A 25,172-nucleotide genomic window follows, 5' to 3' on the forward strand; every position below is an offset into this window, starting at 1 on the left:
CCAAGTTGTACCGACAGACATCCGTGTTGTAAAATTAGATTAACGCTGCTGCGGTAGATGATACATTTGTTTTATTAACTAGTAAAAATGTATAAAACAGGGGTTCTGCACACTACTAGCGAGCATTTCAAAATATAAAGCTCCAATCTTGCATGTCAGCAGCATGCAGGATTGGAGCTTCGGATTTAGTGGAATAAATTCTCGCGTAAGCGATCCTAGATCACCTCGATATCTAAGCTATGCAGTTGATCGTCTGTAGAGCTGCCGCCATAAAGTATTTGATACTTCCCTTCCTTGATTCGCATACTACCCTGCGCATCATCGTAGAAGCGAAATGAATCTGCGGACAGGCTAATGTCGATTTTTTTACGTTGCTTTCCTTTGAAAGGCACTCTGCTAAATGCGCGCAACGACTTGAGTGGTGCATTCGGATCATCTAAACGCCTCACATACACCTGAATCACTTCCTCGCCGTCTCTATCCGAAATATTGCTCACTGGAATAGAAAACTGAACTCCTTTCGCCCCTTCTATCTTAGTACTTTGTAGCTCAACACGACCATAGTTAAACGTAGCATAACTCAGCCCATGGCCGAATGCATATAAGGGCTGGCTCGCTAAATAGCGATACGTACGACCTTTCATATCGTAATTTTCAAAACCTTGACGTTTCGAATCGCCTGTTTGGGTAAGTCCATCATCCAGTTGCGCGAGTGTTTTATAAAAGGTTACTGGTAATCTACCTGCTGGATTGTAATCTCCAAATAAGACATCTGCGACCGCGGTTCCAGCCTCTTCGCCACCGTACCAAGCGCAAAGTAGTGCATCATAGTTTTTTTCATCTTGCTCTAACGCGAGAGAACTTCCAGTACATAATACAAACGTGACGGATTTTCCTGTCTTGCGCAACGCCGCTAATAAATCTCTTTGCACGCGCGGCAAATCGATGGATGTACGATCTCCTCCACGAAAACCTTCATAGTCGACAAACATCTCCTCGCCCTCTAACCGCGGCGAAAGGCCGCCAACATACACGATGGCGTCCACATTCTTCAGTCGCTCGGTGAGGTCGGAGAATTCTGCCTTTTCCTTTTTAAATACAGAAAGGCCAATAATATTGATTTTCCCCATTTGGCGATGTTCCATTACCACGGAGTAGGACTTACCTTGTTGCATACGCATGGCATATTCTTCTCCTTGTATGGCAGAGGCACCTGTCCGTTTGGCGACTTCTTTACCATCAATCTTTAGCACATACCCGTCATAAGCATTTGCTTTGAAAACAACCTCGCCGGTATATGGCGCTACGAATACTCCCGAAATGCGCGTGGAAGTATTTTCCATATCGACATCTTGTGCCAATGCTGTACCCCCACGATTGCTATATTCTATTCCTAAATCGTTGGTCAATGTGCGCACAGGCTTTCCTTCCAATTTATTGTTATTGTAAAACTCGACTTTAAGACCCTTCTCTCCACCTTGCGCTGTTTGAAAGGAGTCATAAAGCGAACTTCTCACCCAGGGATCTACTAAATCACTCCCCTTCTCATAGATCACTTCAGCATTCGGCAGTTTTTTACGAATCCCGTCTAATATGGTAACCGTAGAAGTTGGAGTACCATTATAATTGCCCCACAGCATGAGGCTGTCAGCAGCATTGGCACCCACAACAGCTATTTTTTTAATCTCTTTGCTTAAGGGTAATGTATTGTTTTGATTTTTAAGCAAAGTCATGGACTGGCGAGCTACCTCTAGCGCTTGCTGCCGATGTTTTGCGGAAGCCACAATATCATACGAAAGATCATCCCATGGACCCGTTCCCTTTGGATCAAACAGCCCGAGTTCTACCCATCCACGCAAAACCCGCCTCAAAGAAGTATTTATTTGATCTTCCGAAATCATACCTTTTTCTACCGCCAACAATAGATTTTCATACGTGCTGCCGCATTCAAGATCTGTAGAAGTAATAACGGCATCTGCCGCTGCAGCTTCCGCACTGTCATGTGTCTCATGATGACCTTTTTCATAAAAGTCATTGATGGCCCAGCAGTCGGACACTACCATTCCTTTGAATCCCCATTGATTGCGTAGTATATCGACCAATAGCGTGTTGCTCCCGCAGCAAGGCTCACCTTCAAAAGCATTGTAGGCACACATGACTTCTTGTACATTGCCTTCCTTTACCAGCGCTTCGAAAGCAGGTAGATACGTTTCCCAAAGATCCCGCTTGGATACCGTCGCATCGTAGGAATGTCGATTCCACTCGGGACCACTATGTACTGCATAATGCTTGGCGCAGGCATGTGTTTTGAAGAATTTGTCATCGTCTCCTTGTAGTCCTTTTACAGCGGCAAGTCCTAATTGCGTAGTCAGAAAGGGATCCTCACCATAAGTTTCTTGCCCACGACCCCATCGTGGATCACGAAATATGTTGATATTTGGGGTCCAAAATGATAGGCCATAGTACCTTCCGCGCTCGTCTTCTTCCGACGATTTATTGTACTTAGCACGCGCTTCATCCGAAATAATTTGAAAGGTCTTCAAATGATTGCTGTCATCCCATGTGGCTGCCATACCGATAGCCTGCGGAAATACCGTTGCTTTGCCCGAACGAGCCACACCATGTAAAGCCTCGTTCCACCAATCGTAAGCAGGAATACCCAGACGGGGCACTGCTTTCGATGAATTCATCATCAGACCTACTTTTTCTTCAAGGGTAAGCAGACTTAACAAATTCTCGACTCTTTCATTGACCGATACATCTGGATCTCGAAAAGGATGATCGTATTGATCTTGTGCGGATTTGCATTGGCTAAATATCAGTCCTATTAAAAGTACTGCACTTCCAAAAATTTTTCTCATAGCAATGGTTTCTATTTATAGTTAGCAGATTATTTTGCGAATTGCCCTTTCTACGTATTGGCTGTGCTTGAGCTTGCATCAAAAGGGCTTATCGGTTAAAGGTCGCTTGAGCGTTACTTATCGCAACTTCACTAGTCACCGTAATCGATATTGAAATAGTCAAAATCGACGTATCCACCGGCTTCTTTTGTCGCATAATTAAACAATCCGAAACGGTACCCCATAAAGTGCGGTATGGTATAGGCCATTTTTAAAGCTGTACCGATCGGCATCCACTTCTCACCATCTAGGCTGTAGAAAAATGTGGCTACATCTTTCTTGTTGGTGAAGTCGCACATGGCCTTTAGGTGCACGTGCTCTTGTTCCAATGACAGATTTGCAACCTCTTCTGGCACACCTGTCGTTGCATTGACCATTACTAAGCTCTTCGTATTACCATGCATACGAACGCCCACTAATCCATAATTTTTCTGTAATAAAGAAAGACCTGCAAAATCACCGTCTTTCATCTTATTCACTTCGATCGATGTCGAAGCCACGCAAGTTGGTCCTATCGTACGTTGTGTCAGCGTATTTCGAGCTTGCAGGAATGAATTATCTACCCGACCGGTCGTCAATCGCAAATACCCTTTCCTGGCATCGACAGACCAAAGCTCATCCGCCGGATTGTGATTCCATTGCCAAACTAAAGGCAATGCCGGATCGCCTGCTTTTCGAGAGAAATCATCGGAATGTACAATCCCAGGAATTAAACCTGTACTGGCCGGAAGATCCAATTCGGCCGGTACTTTGCCATCACCCCCCAGAACAGGCCAATCGTTTTCCCACTTTACCGGCACTAGAAACGGTATTCTTCCGACTGCGCCATGATCTTGAAACAGATACGCATACCATTCTCCGTTTGGCATATCAATTAGTCCTCCTTGCGCAACGCCTTTATCTTGCAATACGACCCGCCCTTCGTAAGGCCCATGCAATTTATCTGCCCGATGTACAATAACGGTACGCATACCTCCCGGAGGCCAGGAAATATTAAATAAGTAATATTTGCCATTGACTTTGAATAGCTGAGATCCCTCTGCTGGTAGCCCACCTTTCGCTCCTTCGGGCGTACTTGGAAGGGTCGCATTTTCTATTAAAACACGTTGCGTTTCAGGCTTTATCCCAGATAAATCGGCTTGAAGCTCGACGATCTCCACTTTACCCCCGCCCCAGATCATATAGATTTATCATTATCAAAAAATAGAGAATGATCATGCATCATCGGTTCGAATTCGTTGACTTCCCAAGGTCCCGATTCGATATCTTTCGTGCTATAGATATAGGTCTTACCAGTTGTCTGCGCGAAGGTACTCACATAAAAAGTATTGTTGTGATACCGAAGGCTACTGGCCCATGTACCTCTACCGTAGGTGCTTTTTCCATTGTCTAAATTTAATTCATCCCTATCTTGTAACGTGGTATGTCCATAACCGAATAGTTCCCAATTCACTAAATCATGTGATTTCATTAGCGGCAATCCCGGATTCATGTGCATGGTCGTACTGCTCATGTAATAGGTATCTCCTACACGTATCATAGACATATCGGGCACATCTGCAAAGATGATCGGGTTGGTCGCTTTGTTGACTGTGGACTGCTGTGCATATGTAGGATTACTAGATAAGCCAATAGCTACTGTTATGAGCGCAATCCCTTGCCAAAAGCTGCTTGTTTTTTTACTCATTATGAGATTGTTTTAATACTAAATTAGTCCTTTTGGAAGTTGATATTATACGTTTTTACTACGCCATTAAAATCAAACTTTACCACAGCTGGAGCCGATGATGAGGCTGCTTGCTGTATTGTCACCTTCACTTTTTTATTATCGGAAGATGCTGTTATTTTCGGCGCTTGTCCTGCAGATGTATGTGGTACCGACACCTGATAAATATCGTAACCCACAATACCATTTTGATTGGTAGATCTTACGGGCGTTTTTGGTAATGCTATCGCTTGACCATCTATCTCAATGGACACACCAGGAACGAGTGGCCGATTGATTTTGTGCTTTTTGGAACTAAAACCTAAGCCGCTCAACTCGAAAAGTTGTCCGCCGTCATTCCCTTCTGCCACCAGAAATATGGCGTGCTTTTGATCTAGATGATCCACGAATTTTGATACGTCAATCGTAAAGGGCGCTTCTTGCTCCGCAGCATTAGCGGGAACTACGACTTCGCCAATCTGGGTTCCTTTCCATGTGGCATTGTTCCAAGGGCCGTCTAACCACACCTGTATTTTGAAGCTTTGCTTTGTTTTTGGGATTAAAAATACATTAAATGCTGTTTTATTACCTTTCTCCGTACCCTTAAAAGCCTTCAATCCAGCCTTATCTTGTGCCAATCCGCCAAAACCAAAGTATTTATAACCAATGATATCCCCATTTTTGACATGGATGGGCATATGGTTATCCCAAATATCCCACGAATCTTGCTGGCTACCAATATCCGAAAGATAGCTAGCGTAACCGGCTGAATAATATTGATAGGGATCTAATCCATACATGTGAAAGCCTTCGGATGTTACTTCTGCTCCGGTATATTCTCTTCCTTCACTATCCTTTACGGTCCATTGCTCATTTTGGCCATAAGGATCAAAAGCTCTGATCCGTACGGTTCCACCTTCGGATACGGGTTTTTCATCCCACTCGACATGAACTGGAGCGACAACTGCCTGACGGGCAAAACCAAAGTTTCGCGGTGGTCTGTGGTAAAAAGCATACCATTGATCATTAATCAATTGTATACTGCCGTGCGTATTGTGCCCGCCATTGGTGCTTTGCAGTGCTGTACCATCTTTGTTCAAGACAGGACCGCGCGAATCGACTAACACTCCGCCACTTTTCCAGGGCCCTAGCGGAGAATCGCCTACGAGATAGCGTAAGGTAGAATTCGAACTGCTCATGCCGTACTCGGGACCTGAATAACCGCTATATACCGACACATATTTATTGCCTACTTTTCGTATAGAGGAGGCTTCGAAAAAATTGAATGAACCCAAATCTTCCCCTTCTGCAATGTGCGGAAAGGTGGTGCCCTCTGGATCGCGGAGCACACCGTAGCGCGCACTAGCAGGAATAAAACGGTCGATAATTTTCGTTCCAGGTCGTACAGAATACATCGTTGTCTGATCTAGTTCGGCTGCTAATGACCTTTGAAAACCCCAATATACATAAGCCCTAAATCCAATATCATAATCTGGATCAGCCGGATCTGTCACATAGTCTATATACACTGCCGGGTCAAAACCAATCATGCTTCCCGGGAGCGTTTTACGTCCGTCGTCGGTGAGATTGATTGGCGTGAATGGACCATCCGGCCTACTACCCTTTGCTACCATTGCTTCTCGGTTTGGCCCTCTACTATGTGGATATAAATAGTACTCTTTGGTACCATCTTTCTGCTTTACCTCTACCAAATCGGGCGCATACATTACATCCCATTGCCCATCTACCTCATAGGTAAATATTGGACCATCATCTCGCCAACTGCTCAGGTCTTCAACGGGTGCAGACCACATCCGGATGTCGGGACCACAGTAGCTATCCATCCGCAGATCGTGCGAACCAATAATGTAGGCTCGGTATTGACCTGGTTTATCCGGATCTTCAAACACACGCGGCTCTCCATCGGGAAGGTGCTCCCAAAGTGGCAGGTAAGGGTTTCCCGCTGCGTTATGTACATAGCGTTGCTGAGGTGGTTTAGAGGTATTCATCTGCTGCTGCTGCGCATGTAGGCTGGTCGTCGTAGAGAACAATAGCGCTGCTGCTACTAGGCAGAAGATGGGTTGTCTTTCTTTGATGCTTTTTAGTTTCATCATCATGTCCTTTTCTATTTTTTTCTAATTGGTTATTCTTATTAAAGCCTAATATTGTTGGCTATGGCTACCTCTATCTTCAACAGCATTGTGCCGACAGATATTCAGACGTATCATATTTGCTTTTCTTATGTGTTGCATGCTACTACTTACCAGTTATCCGTACGAAAAGGAGAAGCTAACAAGCCTTCTTTATTGATTAGATTGGCTTCTTCTGGATTATCACTCCACGCATAGCGCACGGCCACTGGCTCTTGAACGTCAGCATGACGTACAATAATTTTATCTCCTTTAATAACGGCGTCGGCCCATACAAACTGCTTATCGGCGCCCGCGATAGCGAAATGTTTTAGTGATTGGCCATCTCGTGTACGTAATCCTGTACCTATTTCGGTAAAGTGAAGTACAATCTGGTCGCCTTCGATCTTCATGCTCTGATACATCGGCCCGGAACTAACGATTTGCTCTTGATAGAGCAATTTTCGAGCGCCCAAAAGCAATCGCTTGGCAATGACTTCTTTATTCAATGGATGAATGTCATTCCATTCCCCCGCATCGTACGTGACTGCTAATGCCGTGTAAGGTAGTGCTTGGGCCACCTGTGCTTGGGCTTCGCGGATAGCCGCCCAGCCCGACTCTGATGGTTGCGCTTGCTTTTCCATATAATTAGGCAACTGAACCAGTAAGAACGGGAGTTGAGGCTTGTTCAAGAGCGTACGCCAGCTCTTTATCAAATTTTGCAAATGCGTCATATAGTATTGGGTTTGCCCACTGTTACTTTCTCCTTGATACCAAATAGCACCAGCGACTTGATAATCTCGTATAGGGTAGATCATACCATTGAAAAGACCCGATCCCGCTGATCGTTTATTAGCCAAACGATCGACCAGTGGTTTGGCTTTATCCAGATCGATGCCGATCCGATATTTCCATTGACCGGCTAAATTTACACGTACATCATCTCCTTGGACATAATAAGCCTTGTCGGTAATGAAACCTCCATAACCGCTATTGGATCTTAATCGTACGGTGATAACATTGCGCCCAGCGCGAAGCAGGCCGGCTGGTATATCGTACTTTCTGGGTGGATACATATAAGAGGTAGATCCAATAAAGTGCCCATTAACAAAGACCGAGTCGCTATCTACTAAGGTACCTAAGAAAACGCGTGCATGCCTACCAGCCATCTGATCAGGCATTTCAAATGTTTTTCGCATATAAACAACGCCGCGAAGGGAAGCTAATTGCGGGTTGTCCTTCCACATGCCAGGCACGGATGTCTGCTGCCAGTTAGCATCATCCCAATCCTCTCTCGTCCAGCTACCCAAGCCTCGATCTTCGCTTACGATGCGAAGACTGTCCAAAGCCACTTGATCGATTTGCAAATGTGGAAACTCCTTAAGATGGTCTTGGCTGATCCAGCTTTCGATCGCAGATCCTCCAAGGCTAGAAACCAACATACCTATCGGAACACGATTGTGCTCATATGATTCTTTAGCATAAAAATACGCTAACGCTGTCCAATTCATGATGTCTGACGCGATTCCCGAAAACCACTTTCCATGTGGTGCGATATCTTCCTGTGGCTTTTCGACGGTATTTAGCGTAGGTACTTTGAAGTATCGAATCATGTGCTGATTGGACATGGGAATATCAGGATAGCGCTCTACTAATCGCGCTATGGGTGTCTCCATGTTGGATTGACCTGAACATAGCCATACATCTCCTATTAAGATATCACGAATGATGATTTCATTAATTTCCATATTGTAAGGACCACCCGCTTTTTGTTCAGGAATATGTACCATCCATTTACCTGCTTCACTCCCTTCGGTATAATAATGATTGCCCGCAAAACGCACCGTTACCTTTTCTCCGGGATCGGCCCATCCCCAAATTTTGAGTTCGGTGTGGCGCTGTAGTACCATTCGGTCACTGATTAGCGAAGGCAGCCGCACTGTCCCGGTCGCACTATTTGTTAGAAAAAGTATGAGCAGTACAGTACCTACAATTTGCTTCTTGATCTCTTCCATTGCTATAGCAAATGATTCACTAACTCTGTTATTTCTCTAATTTCCAATAGTCGAAATAGGCGGCATTAGCACGGTCTTTTCCGTGAAAAACAAAATACACATCCTGTACGCCCGTAGTTTTGGGAATATCGATGCTTACCAATTCCCAACGGTCGTTTCCTCCAGTCAATGGTACTTTTACCTTGCCGAGCGATGTGCCATTCAAACTGCCAATCCGTATCTCTAGCGCTACATCACTGAAGTGAGTAGTACCGATGCGTGCCACCAGTCGTGATGCTCCATCTTCACCAAAATCAACTCCTTTTACGACCGTGTAAGCGCCATCCTTCTGAGCGGTTAGAAATACCCCTACCTGCCGATTTTGATTAGCTTTCATACCTTCAGACCAAGCCATCGTTTCTGCTTCAACTTTCTGGTACGGCATTAATGGTTGCAGTGGTTGATCCGGTGCTGCTGTCATTTTCATCGGACGGATTGCGCCCGACGGGTCAAAAGAAGCCATTTGTACAGCAACGGATCGGTTAAATCCGCTCCCTCCAGGCAGGGCTCCATTATGATAGAAGAAATAAGATTTTCCTCTGTAATCCATCAGCCCAGGATGATTGGTAAAACTCGCGCCTTCGGTCGGCATCAATGTACCTTTGTACTCCCAAGGCCCTGAAGGTGATTTACTCACCGAATAGCCAATATGCTCTGGTATAGGACCGCCTGCCCACAGAAGATAGTAAAGATCTGCCCGCTTGTACAACCATGGGCCTTCTTCATACAATGTCGGCCTCTCAGACACGTTTCCTTCCCTCTTTCCAAAGGCCGCTTCGGTCATAGGAACTTTTACAATTTCTCCTTTCAAGGAGATCATATCTTCGTGAAGCTTTGCGTAGTACAAAAATGGGTTACCCCAATACAAGTAGGCTTGTCCGTCGTCATCAATAAATACGGTGGGGTCGATATCTCCTTTACCAGTTTGTGCGAGCGGCTTACCAAGTGCATCGTAAAAAGGACCAATAGGACTGTCGGCGACAGCTACGCCAATGGCAGGCTTACCATTATACCGGGATGTAACGGTGCTATAAAAATAAAATTTCCCATTCCTTTCCACACATTGAGACGCCCACGCATCTCCTTTGGCCCATTCAAAAGTACTGGCAGAAATAACTACTCCGTGATCCGTCCAATTGACCATATCGTCAGAAGAATATACCCTCCAATCGTTCATTACAAACCAAGTCGATTGATCTTCATCCTGTCCGGTGTAGAGATATACCTTATCGTTATAAACTAGTGGAGCCGGATCGGCAGTATAAGAGGTTTGAACAATGGGGTTTTGCGCGTTTACCTGCTGCATGAAGCAACATAGACTAAGCAAAAACAGGAATATATGCAGTAAGATGTTTTTTTTCATAGCATGTAAAATTGGTACAATGTATTGCAGCGAACTGCTAGCAGTTGTTGGCTTTTTGTGTTTCATCAGCTGTTTCTCAGCAAATACAAAAACCAACTGCTTGATGATAATGATGCTACGCATAATGAAAGTAACGATGTATTCATTATGCGTAGCATCATATGAGCATGATATGCTCTAGATATAGCGGTTGATCAGATTTTCTAAATATTCCTGTCTTCCACTAATCAATTGTGGTTCTCCATTTGCGGCAGCAAAATCCCTTAAATTTTCTAAAGTCAATTTTCCTTGCTCAAAATCGGCACCTGCACCACTATCAAAACTGGCATAACGCGCCGCACGAAGATGACGATAGTCAGATTTTTGCAAGATATTATCTGCAATTACTAATGCCCTCGCAAAGTTGTCCATACCGCCAATGTGAGCATAGAATAGATCTGCCGGATCGGTAGAATTGCGACGGATCTTGGCATCAAAATTCACTCCACCATCGTTGATGCCGCCAGCCTCTAAAATGATTAACATAGATTCGGTCAACTCGTTCAAATCGTTTGGAAACTGATCGGTATCCCAACCATTTTGATAATCTCCACGATTGGCATCAATAGAACCTAGCAAACCTGCATCTACAGCGACTTGGAGCTCATGCTGAAAAGTGTGCCCTGCTAATGTGGCGTGGTTGACCTCCAAATTTAGCTTGAAGTCATCTAACAGATCGTATTTCCTTAAAAATCCGATGACGGTGGCCGCATCGTAATCGTATTGATGTTTGGAAGGTTCGCAAGGCTTCGGCTCTATGAAAAATGTTCCTTTGAATCCATTCTTACGAGCATAATCTTTGGCCATATGTAAAAAGCGAGCCAAATGATCTTGTTCTCTTTGCATATCGGTATTGAGCAAGGACATATATCCTTCGCGACCTCCCCAAAAAACATAATTCTCACCGCCCAAAGCGATCGTAGCATCGATCGCTGCTTTTACTTGTGCTCCTCCATGTGCTACCACATGGAAATCGGGGTTGGTAGATGCCCCATTCATATAACGATGGTGGCTAAATAGATTGGCAGTACCCCACAATAATTTGATACCACTATCCGCTTGCTTTTGCTTAGCGTACGCTACGATTTGCGCTAAATGCTTCTCATTCTGCGCAACATCATCGGTGTAATCCACCAAATCCACGTCGTGAAAACAATAGTAGGGCAATTGCATTTTCGTCATAAATTCAAATGCGGCATCCATCTTATCTTTTGCACGATCGATAATTGTACTTTTGGTATCCCAGGGAAAAAATTGAGTAGGTCCACCAAAAGGATCAGAACCATTCCCATTGAACGAATGCCAATACGCACACGCAAACTTGAAATGCTCCGCCATTGTTTTTCCAGCGATTTTGCGTTCGGCATCGTACCACCGAAAAGCCAAAGGATTGTCTGATTCCACCCCTTCGTACTTGATCTGTCCGATGTTTTTGAAATACTCTTGATTTCCAGATATGATTTTCATTTTTTTATATTTTATTAAAGTTTTCTATTTAAACTATCTTTCCATTGCTCATACAATTCATCATATAACCCTACATGTGAGGGTTCTATAGTTGCATGTTTTTCCAGTCCGGCAAATGCATCGCTACGTGACGAAAATACTTGAGCGCCTAAACCAGCGCCTATCGCTGCACCTACACTCCCATCGTTGTCAAAGAGCTCCACAGATACATTGGTCACGCCTGCAAAAGATTGCTGAAATACAGGGCTTAAAAACAGATTGGCATGCCCAGCTCTAATCACCTTTGGTGTAATGCCATTCTCCTTTAGTATATCTAGACCGTAACGGAAAGAAAAAGCGATACCCTCTTGAGCAGCACGCCAAAGATGAGCATCGTCGTGACGGACAAAATCAATATTTTCGATATGCGCCTGCACAATTTTGTTATTGAGCATCCGCTCAGCGCCATTACCAAATGGCAGTACTCGAATGCCATCCGACCCAATAGAAACATCAGAGGCTAACTGATTCATCTTAAAGTAATCGTGCCCACGCGCGGTTATTTTCTTTATCCAGCTATTCTGTATCCCGGTACCGTTTATGCATAGCAATACGCCTAAATTGGTGTTATCTTGCTCATGGTTGATATGGGCAAACGTGTTAACTCTGGACTCTTTGTCGTACGTGAGTTGGTCGGTGACAGCATAGATAACACCCGATGTACCTGCTGTAGCGGCCACCTCACCAGGCTCAAACACATTCAGAGATAGCGCATTATTAGGTTGATCGCCTGCTTTGTAGCTCACAAAAGCTTCAGTTGAAAGATTCAGCTCCTGCGCAATTTGTGGCTTTATTCTGCCATAGTTTGAAAATACCGGTACGATATCTGGCACAAGTTCTTCACTGATGCCATAGTAGGATAATAGGGTGCGCGAAACCGCATTTTCCTGAAAATCCCAAAGTATACCCTCCGACAGAGCGCTACTGTTGGAATTGATCTCTCCTGTAAAACACATACTGAGGTAGTCGCCTGGCAACATAAACTTGTAAATCTTGTCGTACAGCGCAGGCTCATACCGTTTCACCCAAGCCAATTTTGATGCTGTAAAATTTCCCGGCGAATTGAGATGCGATCGCAAAAAGCCATCTGCTTGTAGAGCTTGCATGGCCTCATTGCCGATCGCGACAGCGCGGCTATCACACCAGATGATTGCATTGCGAATAGGATCATGTGCTTTATCAACCGCGACAAGTCCATGCATTTGATATGCGATACCAATAGCACCGATGTGTTGCGGATTGTATAATCCCAAGCTATTTAATTTTTGAATGGCGGCCTTTGTGTAGGTCCACCACGTACGTGGGTCTTGCTCAGCCCATCCGGTTTGTTCGGAAAGTATTGCTGCTTCTTTATCCGGATATTGCGTTGAAGCAATTCTTCTATTGGTCTGCGCGTCTAACACAGAAACTTTGATAGAGGATGTTCCTAAGTCTATTCCTAATAATAACATCTATTAATGGTTAATCATGGTCTTTATTTATCATGGTATACACACGTAAAATGAGTTGCTCAGTGTTTGTCTATCTGTACCTATATCTCAGAAAAACAGCTCGCCACTCCATAGGTATCTTCTCCTGATCAGTTACCTTTTTTGCTGGAATGTATAGCGCTTTCCGGCTACGGTTTTTACATCATATTCATATATGGTACGCAATGCACTTCCTTTCAAAGTGGCTTGATCGGAGATCAATGGCCTCAACCCCACTACAGCATTAGAAAGAGTATTAGGATTTTGGCCAGTAGCTTCTGTCAAACCTTTTCCACGTAGCGGTGTGTAGGACCGCAAACGGAGATTTCCTCCGATAGAAGAATACACCGCGATGTCATTAACCTGCCCATTTTCCCACACCACATCAATTTCAAACCCGCCTCTGGCGCGTAATCCCTTCACCGCACCTGATGACCAAGCATCCGGAAGTGCGGGCAATATATGTATTGCCTCATCATGGCTTTGCAAAAGCATCTCAGCGACACCGGCAGTCAGCCCAAAGTTGCCATCAATCTGAAACGGTGGATGCGCGGTAAACAGATTGGGATAAGTACGACCTTCTCTACGGTTAGCATCCGCAATGGTCAACATATTGTTGATGATTTTATAGGCATGATTACCATCTAATAACCGTGCCCACAGGTTAATTTTCCAACCGATCGACCAACCGGTAGCCATATCTCCTCTATAATTTAGAGAATTACGAGCTGCCTCAAACAGTTCTGGCGTGCGGTACGGAGAAATTTGATTGCCGGGATAAAGACCGTAGAGATGGGATACGTGTCGGTGATCGCTTTTAGGATCATCTCGGTCTTCAAGCCACTCTTGAAGCTGACCATATTTTCCGATCTGCATCGGAGGAATGCGCAGCGATGTCTGGCGCAGTTGCGCCCTATAAGTTTGATCCTCACCGAGTATCTCATTAGCTAACGCTGTGCGTGTGAGCATATCGAAAACCAGCTGGTTATCCATCGTCACACCGGCCGCAATTGGCCCGTGCTCTGGCGATACAGATGGTGACAATACGAGCCAATTCTTGTCCTTATGCTGAGGATGTTCTACCAAACTAGTCAGCAAAAAGTCTGAGGCACCCTTCATCACCGGATAAATACTTTTTAAAAACTGTCGATCACCAGCATACAAGTAATGTTCCCACAGATGCTGCGCCAGCCATGTGCCACCCGTTGGCCACATACCGGCTGCCGCAAAATCGATCGGACTAGTCACTCTCCAAATATCCGTATTGTGATGAGCTACCCATCCAGAAGCGCCATACATGGTCTGCGCTGTTTGCCGACCACTTTCGCTTAACTCTGTAATCATCCTCAATAGCGGTTCGTGATTGGCGGCCAGATTTGTCACTTCTGCTGGCCAATAGTTCATTTCTGTGTTGATATTAATCGTGTATTTACTATCCCAGGCTGGGCGCATGGAATTGCACCAAATCCCTTGCAAATTTGCCGGCTGCCCACCAGGTTGCGAGGAGCAGATCAATAAATATCTTCCAAATTGCGCCAATAAGGTTACAAGCGCTGGGTCTTGCGTATCTTTAAAAGAAGCAATTTGTTGGCTAGTAGTCGTATTCGGAGAAGTGGTATTTTTACCCAATGTTAATTTAAAGCGATTGAACTGTGCCGCATAGTAGTCCGAATGCCTTTTTTTTGCTTTTTGAAATGGAACGAGCATGGCAGCGGACAATTTGTTAGCAGCACTTGAGCTCGGGTCGGCGGCCAGAGTAGTGTAGTCGGTAAAGTTCGTCGCCATAGAAACATACAGCGTGACCGCACTAGCATCGGAAACCATCAAGGAATTCTCGGTCATCCTGATTTGACCATCTTCTGGATGCACAGCGGTATGTGTCTCATACATCACCTCACCCGGAATGCCTTCATGATCACTTCCTTTACCTTCCAGTACGAGTGCATGCCCGGAGGCAAATACACGGTGTTGTGCTGGATTTTTATAACGCAACGTAAAATTTAAGGCTTTTTTCTTACTGGCGGTAAGCCGAATGATCACCACATCGTCCGTGAAGGAAGCCAAAATTTCGCGTGTATAATGCACATCTCCTACCTTGTATTGCGTGCGTGTGATAGCATTTTCAATATCTAGCTCCCGGTAGTAATCGGTGTACGATTCATGCCCCGGAAAATCGATTAATACACTACCGGCCGTTTGATAAGGCATCCCATGCGTTTTCGTGAAAAATGATGCATTGATCCGTTTTTCAGCTTCTTGCACTTGGCCCTCGAATAATAACCGCTGCACTTCCGGCAGTGCCGACAATGCTTTATCATTGTCATTTCGATATGGTCTTCCTCCCCATATTGTTTCCTCGTTCAGCTGCAACTCTTCGTGTGCAGGAATACCGTAAACCATAGCACCTAAGCGTCCATTTCCTATAGGAAGCGCTTGCTCCCAGATCGAAGGATCTGCTGGCTGATCGTACCACAATTTTAAAGGTGGTGTGGATTGTGCAAACGACCAAAAAGGAAGAACAGTTATCAGCAGTAAAAGCGTCGCGTTTTGGATAGGATGTATCGTCATGTATCTATATCTTCTAATCGTGAAAAGTACTCGGTTTGTCGAATGTTTTACACCTCACCAACCTACCAAGCACATGAGCACACTTATTTCTTAATCCTTAAAAAGTAACTGTGAGAAGAGATATAAATCATGCTTCCATACGCGGAAGTCATGCCCTCCCAATTCATAGAGGTACATATGAGGCACCTTGTGCTCATTTAAATAATCGTGTGTACGGCTAGAGAATGGCAATAAACGATCTTGATCGCCGCAGGAGATCCACAATAACTTTAACTGCTTTTTGGCCAGTTCAGTATCAGGTACGAGCTGTTCTGGACTTTTGGTATTTGGCGCGGAAGAAAACCCGCCTACCCATGCGAAGATATCTAAATTGCCCAAACCAAAGTTAAGCGACTGTCCGCCACCCATTGATAGCCCTGCAATAGCGCGTTTTTGTGGCGTACTTTCGACCGAATAATGCTGTTCGATAAAAGGAATTAGATCATCGATCAAATCACGTTCGAAAGTAGCGAAAGCTTTTACTTTATCTTCTTGCATGATATTTCCAGTTGCACGATCGTCTTGCATTGCGCGACCATTCGGAAGCACTACGATCATGGGTTCTAACTTCCCTTCTGCGTATAAGTTATCGAGAATAATATGAGGCACACCATGCGTAAACCATTCTTTTTCATCACCGCCGATGCCGTGTAGTAGGTAGAGTACAGGGTATTTGATATTGCTCGAATAACTTGGTGGTGTGTAGATTAGGGCTTTTCGTTCTGTGCCGACCGTCTTGGAAGGATAGGTAATGGTATCTATCTTACCAGTCACAGAAAGATTTTTCTGCGTATCAAACCCTTTGGGCGCCAAACTTTGGGCTTGCGATTGAACGGTGGCCATGGACGCAATTGTCAATAAACACCTTAATACATATTTCATCATATCTAGTAATTCGTTAGATTTATTAGGCTATTACTGAGATCAGAAACGATCTCCCCATCACTTCCAAAAACGCTCATATGCGATAGAATCGCATCTAATTACATTTTTCTGGTAATTACTTTTTGTACGGCATCAACAATAGCAGATGCATTCAACCCGTATTTGTCCATTAATTGTGCAGGAGTACCAGATTCGCCAAAGCTGTCATCCACCGCCACATATTCTTGAGGTGCGGGCAGTGTTTTGGAAAGCAGCTGTGCTACACTATCTCCCAGCCCTCCTATACGGTTATGTTCTTCCGCCGTGACTACGCATCTTGTCTTTTGAACGGATCGGAGAATTGCTTCATCGTCCAAGGGCTTGATGGTGTGTATATTGATAATCTCGGCATCAATGCCTAGCGCTTCCAATCTTTCTCCTGCTTGGATTGCTTCCCACACAAGATGTCCGGTCGCAATGATCGTAACATCTTTACCTTCATTCAGCATCACTGCTTTTCCAATTTCAAATACTTGATCTTCGGCGGTGAATATGGGCACGACCGGTCTACCAAAACGGAGGTAAACGGGTCCCCGATGCTTTGCTACCGCAATAGTTGCTGCCTTTGTCTGATTATAGTCGCAGGGATTGATGACCGTCATTCCAGGCAGCATTTTCATCAATCCGATATCTTCTAATATTTGATGTGTGGCACCGTCTTCACCTAGTGTTAAACCTGCATGCGATGCCGCAATCTTCACATTTTTATCAGAGTAGGCAATGGATTGCCGGATCTGATCGTATACCCTCCCGGTAGAAAAGTTGGCAAAAGTACCTGTAAATGGAATCTTGCCACCAATGGTTAATCCAGCAGCAATACCCATCATGTTGGCTTCTGCAATACCGATCTGGAAAAAGCGATCGGGAAATGCGTCAATAAAATCATTCATTTTTAAAGAGCCAATCAAATCCGCACATAGTGCCACGACGTTCTCATCCTGCCGTCCTGCCTCCAATAAGCCTGCTCCAAAACCTGATCGCGTATCTTTTGAAACAGTATATGTATATTTTTTCATCTTTATATTTTGATAATAGTGAAGTGCTTGACCAGTAATAGTCCACACATCATCCTAATAATCGCCTAGTGTCTCTGCATTCTGCGCAAGTGCCGCAGCAAGTTGCTCATCATTTGGTGCTGCACCATGCCACTTGTGTGTACCCATCATAAAATCCACACCATTTCCCATTTCGGAATGTAGTAATACGACAACAGGTTTTTGTCGCCTTGATCTAGATGTTGCTTCACGAAGCCCATCCACAACAGAGATCATATCATTCCCATTTTTGATCTCTAACACGTCCCAACCGAAAGCGTGCCATTTGGCATACAGGTTGCCTAACGAAAGTACCTGCTCTGTCGAACCATCTATCTGAGCACCATTGTAATCTACAATAGCAATCAGATTATCTATTTTGTTATGCGGAGCATATAATGCGGCTTCCCAAATCTGCCCTTCCTGCAATTCCCCATCGCCCATTAGTACAAACACGAGATGCTTATCGCCATGTAGGCGTTTTGCTTGCGCAGCACCTATCGCTACCGAAAGCCCTTGACCGAGCGAACCCGATGCGATACGAATTCCTGGAAGTCCTTCGTGCGTAGTAGGATGACCTTGTAGTCGTGAATTCATTTGACGAAAGGTGGCTAACTCCTCCGCTGGGAAATAACCGACTCTGGCCAGCGTACTATAAAAAACGGGAGAAATATGTCCATTAGATAGAAAAAACAAGTCTTCATGCATACCGCCCATGTCGAAACCTTCCTTCCTGTTCATCACTTCAAAATACAAAGCAACAAATAGTTCTGTACATCCTAATGAACCGCCAGGGTGACCAGATTGACACGCGTGTACCATGCGAACGATATCACGACGTATTTGCGTTGCGATCGTTTCCAGATTATGTATACTGTAGTTATTCAAAATAGAATTCTTCATATTATAATAGTCCTGCCGATTTCTGGTGATCCGATAAAAACTGAGCAAGCCCAGAATCAGTTAATGGATGCTTAAGCAATGAGGTAATCGCAGACAATGGCGAGGTCGTAACATCCGCGCCAATCTTAGCACAGTTAACGATGTGCATACCGTGGCGCACAGAAGCGGCAAGTATCTGAGTGGTATAACCGTAGTTGTCGTATACTAAACGAATATCTTTGATAAGACCTAGTCCATCGGTAGAAATATCATCCAAACGACCCAGAAATGGAGATACGTACGTTGCGCCAGCTTTCGCTGCCAACAGTGCTTGTCCGGTAGAAAATACTAGTGTACAGTTCGTTTTGATTCCTTCCTTAGAGAAATACTTGAGCGCTTTTACTCCCTCTTTAATCATCGGGATTTTGACGACAATCTTATCATCCAACTTCGCCAAAGCTAATCCTTCCTTGATCATGCCATCGTAATCCGTAGCTATGACCTCTGCGCTCACATCTCCATCAACGATATCACATATTGCTTTGTAGTGCGCAAGCACATCATCTGTTCCGCTAATTCCTTCTTTAGCCATCAGAGAAGGATTAGTGGTCACTCCATCAAGCACACCTAAGTCTTGCGCCTCCTTGATCTCGCCTAGATTAGCGGTATCTATAAAAAATTTCATGGTTAAAATCTTCGAATTGGTTAAGTCAATAAAATATTTCATGGCAGTCATTAGCGTTTACAACTCAGGCTATACCTGTAGTTTTGGTATTACTATAGCCTGCGATTAATAGTGTAAAACTACTTAATTGACATCACCATCAGGGGGGATATTTAGCGAAAAGATGGGTAAAAATGTATAGCAAAATATCATATCTACTATCTTATGCTATATAGAATAAATTCACATTATACTAGTTATCAAAATCTTGCAACAAAAAACACGTATTACTCATAGTTCCGACATCTGCGGAAGAACAAAATTGTGGTCGCATCGATTAGCGACAAATCAATCTTGAATATTTAATGTACAGGATCAATTAATATCGACGGGTAGATATTATTAAGACTGCACTTATCTTTAATTTTTGCATGAATTTCCCAAAAAAATACTGTAATAAACGTTACACAAACAAGTATTTACCGTAAAATCGATATAGCAAATTTTTGTTATATATAGCATACCATTAAAATCAAAAAACGTACTAGCGAGCCTGTATAGTAGATGTTTCAGTTAATTACATTTCTTTATTAGATAATTAATTACTATAAATTTCCTCCTTTAGGCAATTAAAATTAACTTTACAGTAAATTTTAAAGGAAAGTAATCTAGTATTAGCATTGTCAAGACAGGTACTACAGCAGCAGTATACGACTTAGAACCACAATATAGCACGAAAAACTGCTGTGACGACAAAAAATAAAACGCACCGATTTATTTACAAATGGAGTAGTAATTGGTCTTGAAGTTTATTATTAAAAAAGTCATGATAGAGAAAAAAAACTATTCAACACCTTTTATGGATGTGCTATTCGTTAAAACGGAAGGGTGCATAGCAGCAGCTTCGGAAGTTACCTTCACGGGATCTGGCACTACGCAAGGGCAACCTGACATCGAAGAGGCCGTTTTAGATAATAGTAACGCTAACATTTTCTTGTAAACTACAATTATAGTCGATCACCTATTTTGAAATTTTCACATGCACACACTATCATTTAAGCAAACTCCTAAAAAGTTGCTTTCGCCACCTATTTTTGCTACACTATTATTCCTAACTTTTATGTCTTGTCAGAAGACAAATAATGAAAGAGAACTGATTCAAGACGAAACAGAGGTCACTTTTGAGCTTAATGGCGTAGATGATGTTCAGGAGCAAGCCGCTACGCTGTCACATGATCCAGAGCGCCGAGTCCACAGTACGAGTACGTCCACTACTAACCATCATACTGTCGAAGATACAAAAGTGGAGGATTTTGATATGTCGACCACATTAATGGTTTCTTCAGAGTTAGACCGTATAGAGAGCTCGTGGGATTCGGAATCTCCGAAAACAGGTTTTCCATCAGACGTAAAACGAAATGCTATTGTACCTATGCCGGCCGGACGCCAGTTTAGGATATTAATATACCAACAATCTGGCACGGAGTGGCGATTTGTCTCGCATAACGATTTTGTTTCTGCAGCTGATAATCAGGGAAAGACGGTAAGATTGACCATGGATAGGACATACCGATGGATCGCTTACTCGTATGATTCTACCGATCCTATTACAGACGCGGTACCACAAATCGGAAGTACAGTCGCCCCTACTATTTCTACGCGCCCTAATCAGCCCACATTGTATTCCTCAGGTGGCCAATTCACAAATACGGCAAATACTGCAACACAGTATATTCTTTTCAGGCATAGAACTTCAAAAGTAGAGGTCTTGGTCGATACGCGTGGTATGTTTGACATAATGGGACGTTATGTGACCGACATACCTTTATTAGGTGTTCAATTAACCTCCACCATCGGGGGTGTCGGAAAACTGACAACTGCGACACTAAATCTTTTTACAGGTCAATTGTCTAATCAAACGCCGCATAATGCTGCTGGCGTCGCCCTGAATTTTGCGAACCTGGATGATATCAATGGGAGCGATTTGCCACATAACTATTCTTCTGCTAAAATTTCCACCAATTCTCTGTATACAGCGCTATCGGCACAGCAGGCAAACTTCTCCGCAACGATCAATTCGGCGAATATTATAGAAAGTGGAGGTTTTGCGGATGATGCTGCTATCGTACAGACGGGCACTCGGGCGCGCGTGCTTGTTGCACCAACAGCGCCACGCACGGCAACTTTTACCTCAAGCACGGTGGATAATTCTGTAGGTCGTGTATTTCGACTAAGTTTTCGTTTTGCCCATAGAGGTGTACGTATAGGTAATAACTATTGGGCTAGTGGTGCACTATACTTTCGCGATAATGAGTACCGTATAGATCGTGTACGATTTATTTCTACTGCGTTTAGACAAGCTAATAATGCCCCTAGAGAGTTCTACTGGCGATATGGTAAACGCTATCCACATCAAACTGGAACAATGCCTCCGTTCGTAACAATACCGCCAATAAATAATCCGATCGGAGATCCGTGCAGTTTTATGCAACCTCGCGGAATCTGGAGAACGAGCACAAGAGCTGATCAAAATGATCTGGCTGGTCGACCGCGGACACGTGCAGGAGCTGGTGCCCAAAATCTTGTTGTGTACTTTCCATCGACAGATGCAGCGCCACCAAATGAGTATGCTTTTCTTTATGTGAATGGCATGGGTTTTTATAGGAGTGGTAATCTTCCTTTTACTCCCCCGCAGACAAATAATCAACATGGAGTGCACTTGAATTCTTTTTCACTAACAAACCCACCGCCCCTACAAAACCCTACTAATCAAACTTATCTCGGGCTTGTTATATCTTTTCCAGCAAACGCTACTTCCACTATGCGTAACCCAAGCCCTCCCTTCGAAATGGCTACATCGCACACCGTACGGTGTGTTCGAAACGCAATGTAATGCGATGAATATTCGGCACTTTTAGGCCGCTCACAAAAGCGGTACGGATAAAGGTTTTATAGATAGAAGATAAAATAGCTAAGGTGTTTTTTTACAAAAGACACCTTCGCTATTCTATCTGCAACCATAATTCCTGAGTTTGACCCGACTTTTACCAAACGAAATCGAAGAGCTACCAAGCCAGTGGCTGCTAGACTTATGATGGTAATATCCAAATAGAAAGTATGCTGTGTAAAAGAAAACAATCGCTAGGATTCTACAGAATCCTGTAAAATATTTTTATCAGCGATGCACTTGCCAGAGGGAGCACCCATGATATTATAGTCGAAATCTCTGATGCATCTGTTAGCGACAAATCAACCTAGAAAGTTTGATTTACATGATTAATAAAAATCGACCGATAGAAATAAAAAAACCTCATGTGAAGTTTAATACTTTTAGCACTTTCCGATAAAAAGTCCTATCTGAAACTGCACTTATTAGCAATTTTCTCACCTGACACCCAAAAAAAACCGTATTACCCGGTAAAAAAACAGGTATTTAACGCATCAACTATATAGCATATTTTTGCTATTTGAAACACTTAAATAGCATCTGACAACGTGCTAGCGCGTATCTATAGCAAAATTAGCCTTATTAATATTCCTCCATACGATAATTTATAATGTGAAATTTCCCCGCGCAAACAATCATGACTAAATTTACAGCATCATCTAAATGAACCCAAACCTTGTATTATCAATTTCAAGACTGATACTACAACAGCGATGAGAGATTCATAAAACGACATTATCTCACTTTTATCGCTGTGAAAAGAAAAAAAACGCACCGATTTATTTACAGATGGAGTAGTAATTGGTCTTGAACTTTATTATTAAAAAAAAGTCATGAGAGAGAAAAAAAACTATTCAACACCTTTTATGGATGTGCTATTTGTTGAAACGGAAGGGTGCATAGCAGCAGCTTCGGATGTGACCTTTACCGGATCTGGAACTACGCAAGGACAACCTGACATCGAAGAGGCCGTCTTAGACAATAGCAATTCTGACATTTTCTTGTAAACTACAATTACAGTTGATCACCTATTTTGAAATTTTCACATGCACACACTATCATTTAAGCAAACTTTTAAAAAGTTATTTTCGCCACCTATCTTTGCTACACTATTATTCCTAACTTTTATGTCTTGTCAGAAGACAAGTAATGAAAAAGAACTGATTCAAGATGAAACAGAGGTCACTTTTGAGCTTAATGGTGTAGATGACGCTCAAGAGCGAGCCGCTATGTTGTCTCATAATCCAGAGCGCCGCGTAAACAGTACGAGTACGCCCACTACTAGCCATCACACTGTCGAAGATACAAAAGTGGAGGATTTTGATATGTCGACCACATTAATGGTTTCTTCAGAGTTAGACCGTATAGAGAGCTCGTGGGATTCGGAATCTCCGAAAACTACTTTTTCCTCAAGTGCAAAACGAGCTGCTATTGTACCTATGCCCGCAGGACGCCAGTTTAGGATATTAATATACGAACAATCTGGCACGGAGTGGCGATTTGTAACGCATACTGATTTTGTTTCTGCGGCTGATAATCAAGGAAAAACGGTAAAACTGATTATGGATAAGACTTACCGATGGATCGCTTACTCCTATGATTCTACCGATCCTATTACAGATGCGGTACCACAAATTGGAAGTACAGTCGCCCCTACTATTTCTACGCGCCCTAATCAGCCCACATTGTATTCCTCAGGTGGCCAATTCACAAATACAGCAAATACTGCAACACAGTATATTCTTTTCAGGCATAGAACTTCAAAAGTAGAAGTCGTAGTCGATACGCGTGGTATGTTTGACATAATGGGACGTTATGTGACCGACATATCTTCACTAAATGCTCAATTAACCTCCACCATCGGGGGTGTCGGAAAACTGACAACTGCGACACTAGATCTTTTTACAGGTCAATTGTCTAATCAAACGCCGCATAATGCTGCTGGCGTCGCCCTGAATTTTGCAAACCTGGATGATATCAATGGGAGCGATTTGCCACATAACTATTCTTCTGCTAAAATTTCCACGAACTCTCTGTATACAGCGCTATCAGCACAGCAGGCGAATTTCTCCGTAACGATTAATTCGGCGAATATTACAGAAAGTGGAGGTTTTGCAGATGATGCTGCTATCGTACAGACGGGTACTCGGGCGCGCGCGCTTGTTGCACCTACAGCACCACGCACGGCAACTTTTACCTCAGGCACGGCAGACAATTCTGTAGGCCGTGTATTTCGAGTAAATTTTCGTTTTGCTCATAGAGGTGTGCTTATGGGGAATAACTATTGGGCTAGTGGTGCACTATACTTTCGCGATAATGAGTACCGCATAGATCGTGTACGATTCATTTCTACGGCGTTTAGACAAGCTAGTAATGCACCTAGAGAGTTCTACTGGCGATATGGCAAACGCTATCCACATCAAACTGGAACAACGGCTCCGTTCGTAACAATACCGCCACTAAATAATCCGATCGGAGATCCGTGCAGTTTTATGCAACCTCGCGGAATCTGGAGAACGAGTACAAGAGCCGATCAAAATGATCTAGCTGGTCGACCGCGAACACGTGCAGGCGCTGGTGCCCAAAATCTTGTTGTGTACTTTCCATCGACAGATGCAGCACCACCAAATGAGTATGCTTTTCTTTATGTGAATGGCATGGGTTATTATAGTGGTGGTAATCCGTCTTTCACTCCCCCCCAGACAAATAATCAACATGGAGTGCACATGAATTCTCTTTCTATGACAAATCCACCACCCCTGCAAAACCCCAATAATCAAACTTACAATGGGCTTATTGTAGCTTTTCCAGCAAATGCTACTTCTAGAATGGTTAACCCGAGCACTCCCTTCGGAATGACTGCTTCGCACACCGTACGGTGTGTTCGAAACGCAATGTAATGCGATGAACAATCGACACTTTTAGGCCGCTCACAGAAGTGGTACGGAT

At 43.7% G+C, this 25,172-nt stretch carries 17 protein-coding genes; 4 read left to right on the forward strand and 13 right to left on the reverse strand.

Translation table 11 applies throughout. From position 1 onward, the window contains the following. Positions 1-215: 215 nt before the first annotated feature. From A0125_RS04140 to fsa, 13 genes are all read right to left on the reverse strand, one after another. Positions 216-2,861, reverse strand: coding sequence for a glycoside hydrolase family 3 C-terminal domain-containing protein (locus A0125_RS04140; protein ID WP_066752439.1), 2,646 nt, complete (start codon positions 2,859-2,861; stop codon positions 216-218). Positions 2,862-2,992: 131 nt separating this feature from the next. Continuing rightward, positions 2,993-4,081: a beta-xylosidase family glycoside hydrolase gene (locus tag A0125_RS04145; protein ID WP_231863112.1), complete on the reverse strand. Its 1,089-nt coding sequence runs from the start codon at positions 4,079-4,081 to the stop codon at positions 2,993-2,995. Then, a complete protein-coding gene (locus A0125_RS16040; protein ID WP_231863113.1) occupies positions 4,078-4,587 on the reverse strand; it encodes a family 43 glycosylhydrolase in 510 nt (169 codons plus the stop codon). Before A0125_RS16040 ends, A0125_RS04145 begins: the two co-directional genes overlap by 4 nt. Before the next feature lie 23 nt (positions 4,588-4,610). Further along, positions 4,611-6,722, reverse strand: coding sequence for a hypothetical protein (locus A0125_RS04150; protein ID WP_197464774.1), 2,112 nt, complete (start codon positions 6,720-6,722; stop codon positions 4,611-4,613). A gap of 143 nt (positions 6,723-6,865) precedes the next feature. After that, entirely contained in the window at positions 6,866-8,749 is a 1,884-nt protein-coding gene (locus A0125_RS04155; RefSeq protein WP_066752442.1) for a sialate O-acetylesterase, read from the reverse strand. Between the two features lie 28 nt (positions 8,750-8,777). Beyond that, positions 8,778-10,274 (reverse strand): glycoside hydrolase family 43 protein, encoded by a 1,497-nt coding sequence (locus A0125_RS04160; RefSeq protein ID WP_231863114.1) that lies wholly within the window; start codon positions 10,272-10,274, stop codon positions 8,778-8,780. A 54-nt stretch (positions 10,275-10,328) separates the two neighbouring features. Continuing rightward, positions 10,329-11,657, reverse strand: a complete 1,329-nt coding sequence (gene xylA, locus A0125_RS04165; RefSeq protein WP_066752445.1) for a xylose isomerase — start codon at positions 11,655-11,657, stop codon at positions 10,329-10,331. Between the two features lie 14 nt (positions 11,658-11,671). Further along, positions 11,672-13,147, reverse strand: a complete 1,476-nt coding sequence (locus tag A0125_RS04170; RefSeq protein ID WP_066752448.1) for a xylulokinase — start codon at positions 13,145-13,147, stop codon at positions 11,672-11,674. Between the two features lie 132 nt (positions 13,148-13,279). Beyond that, positions 13,280-15,733 (reverse strand): glycoside hydrolase family 95 protein, encoded by a 2,454-nt coding sequence (locus tag A0125_RS04175; RefSeq protein ID WP_066752451.1) that lies wholly within the window; start codon positions 15,731-15,733, stop codon positions 13,280-13,282. Positions 15,734-15,823: 90 nt separating this feature from the next. Further along, on the reverse strand, positions 15,824-16,657 hold the full coding sequence (locus A0125_RS04180) for an alpha/beta hydrolase (RefSeq protein ID WP_066752454.1): 834 nt from the start codon (positions 16,655-16,657) through the stop codon (positions 15,824-15,826). Between the two features lie 98 nt (positions 16,658-16,755). After that, on the reverse strand, positions 16,756-17,712 hold the full coding sequence (locus A0125_RS04185) for a transketolase family protein (protein ID WP_066752457.1): 957 nt from the start codon (positions 17,710-17,712) through the stop codon (positions 16,756-16,758). 54 nt (positions 17,713-17,766) lie between these two features. Next, positions 17,767-18,633 (reverse strand): transketolase, encoded by an 867-nt coding sequence (locus A0125_RS04190; RefSeq protein WP_066752460.1) that lies wholly within the window; start codon positions 18,631-18,633, stop codon positions 17,767-17,769. Position 18,634: 1 nt separating this feature from the next. Next, positions 18,635-19,297, reverse strand: a complete 663-nt coding sequence (gene fsa, locus A0125_RS04195) for a fructose-6-phosphate aldolase (protein WP_066752781.1) — start codon at positions 19,295-19,297, stop codon at positions 18,635-18,637. Between the two features lie 805 nt (positions 19,298-20,102). Between fsa and A0125_RS04200 the strand changes: the two genes are divergently transcribed. The 4 genes from A0125_RS04200 to A0125_RS04210 all read left to right on the forward strand — a co-directional run bounded on the left by A0125_RS04200 (position 20,103) and on the right by A0125_RS04210 (position 25,123). Continuing rightward, complete coding sequence (locus A0125_RS04200; protein WP_156472398.1) at positions 20,103-20,276, forward strand: hypothetical protein; 174 nt, start codon at positions 20,103-20,105, stop codon at positions 20,274-20,276. Positions 20,277-20,315: 39 nt separating this feature from the next. After that, a complete protein-coding gene (locus A0125_RS04205; RefSeq protein WP_156472399.1) occupies positions 20,316-22,169 on the forward strand; it encodes a hypothetical protein in 1,854 nt (617 codons plus the stop codon). 887 nt (positions 22,170-23,056) lie between these two features. Further along, positions 23,057-23,230, forward strand: coding sequence for a hypothetical protein (locus tag A0125_RS15510; protein ID WP_156472400.1), 174 nt, complete (start codon positions 23,057-23,059; stop codon positions 23,228-23,230). A 39-nt stretch (positions 23,231-23,269) separates the two neighbouring features. Then, positions 23,270-25,123, forward strand: a complete 1,854-nt coding sequence (locus A0125_RS04210; protein ID WP_156472401.1) for a hypothetical protein — start codon at positions 23,270-23,272, stop codon at positions 25,121-25,123. The last annotated feature ends 49 nt before the right edge of the window (positions 25,124-25,172 follow it).

The organism is Sphingobacterium populi (assembly GCF_001586775.1).
Classification (GTDB): Bacteria; Bacteroidota; Bacteroidia; order Sphingobacteriales; family Sphingobacteriaceae; genus Sphingobacterium; species Sphingobacterium populi.

Coding starts and splice junctions, on each gene's coding strand:
- A0125_RS04140 (WP_066752439.1), bottom strand. CDS start 2,861: ATGAGAAAAATTTTTGGAAGTGCAGTACTTTTAATAGGACTGATATTT.
- A0125_RS04145 (WP_231863112.1), bottom strand. CDS start 4,081: ATGATCTGGGGCGGGGGTAAAGTGGAGATCGTCGAGCTTCAAGCCGAT.
- A0125_RS16040 (WP_231863113.1), bottom strand. CDS start 4,587: ATGAGTAAAAAAACAAGCAGCTTTTGGCAAGGGATTGCGCTCATAACA.
- A0125_RS04150 (WP_197464774.1), bottom strand. CDS start 6,722: ATGATGATGAAACTAAAAAGCATCAAAGAAAGACAACCCATCTTCTGC.
- A0125_RS04155 (WP_066752442.1), bottom strand. CDS start 8,749: ATGGAAGAGATCAAGAAGCAAATTGTAGGTACTGTACTGCTCATACTT.
- A0125_RS04160 (WP_231863114.1), bottom strand. CDS start 10,274: ATGCGTAGCATCATTATCATCAAGCAGTTGGTTTTTGTATTTGCTGAG.
- xylA (WP_066752445.1), bottom strand. CDS start 11,657: ATGAAAATCATATCTGGAAATCAAGAGTATTTCAAAAACATCGGACAG.
- A0125_RS04170 (WP_066752448.1), bottom strand. CDS start 13,147: ATGTTATTATTAGGAATAGACTTAGGAACATCCTCTATCAAAGTTTCT.
- A0125_RS04175 (WP_066752451.1), bottom strand. CDS start 15,733: ATGACGATACATCCTATCCAAAACGCGACGCTTTTACTGCTGATAACT.
- A0125_RS04180 (WP_066752454.1), bottom strand. CDS start 16,657: ATGATGAAATATGTATTAAGGTGTTTATTGACAATTGCGTCCATGGCC.
- A0125_RS04185 (WP_066752457.1), bottom strand. CDS start 17,712: ATGAAAAAATATACATATACTGTTTCAAAAGATACGCGATCAGGTTTT.
- A0125_RS04190 (WP_066752460.1), bottom strand. CDS start 18,633: ATGAAGAATTCTATTTTGAATAACTACAGTATACATAATCTGGAAACG.
- fsa (WP_066752781.1), bottom strand. CDS start 19,297: ATGAAATTTTTTATAGATACCGCTAATCTAGGCGAGATCAAGGAGGCG.
- A0125_RS04200 (WP_156472398.1), top strand. CDS start 20,103: ATGATAGAGAAAAAAAACTATTCAACACCTTTTATGGATGTGCTATTC.
- A0125_RS04205 (WP_156472399.1), top strand. CDS start 20,316: ATGCACACACTATCATTTAAGCAAACTCCTAAAAAGTTGCTTTCGCCA.
- A0125_RS15510 (WP_156472400.1), top strand. CDS start 23,057: ATGAGAGAGAAAAAAAACTATTCAACACCTTTTATGGATGTGCTATTT.
- A0125_RS04210 (WP_156472401.1), top strand. CDS start 23,270: ATGCACACACTATCATTTAAGCAAACTTTTAAAAAGTTATTTTCGCCA.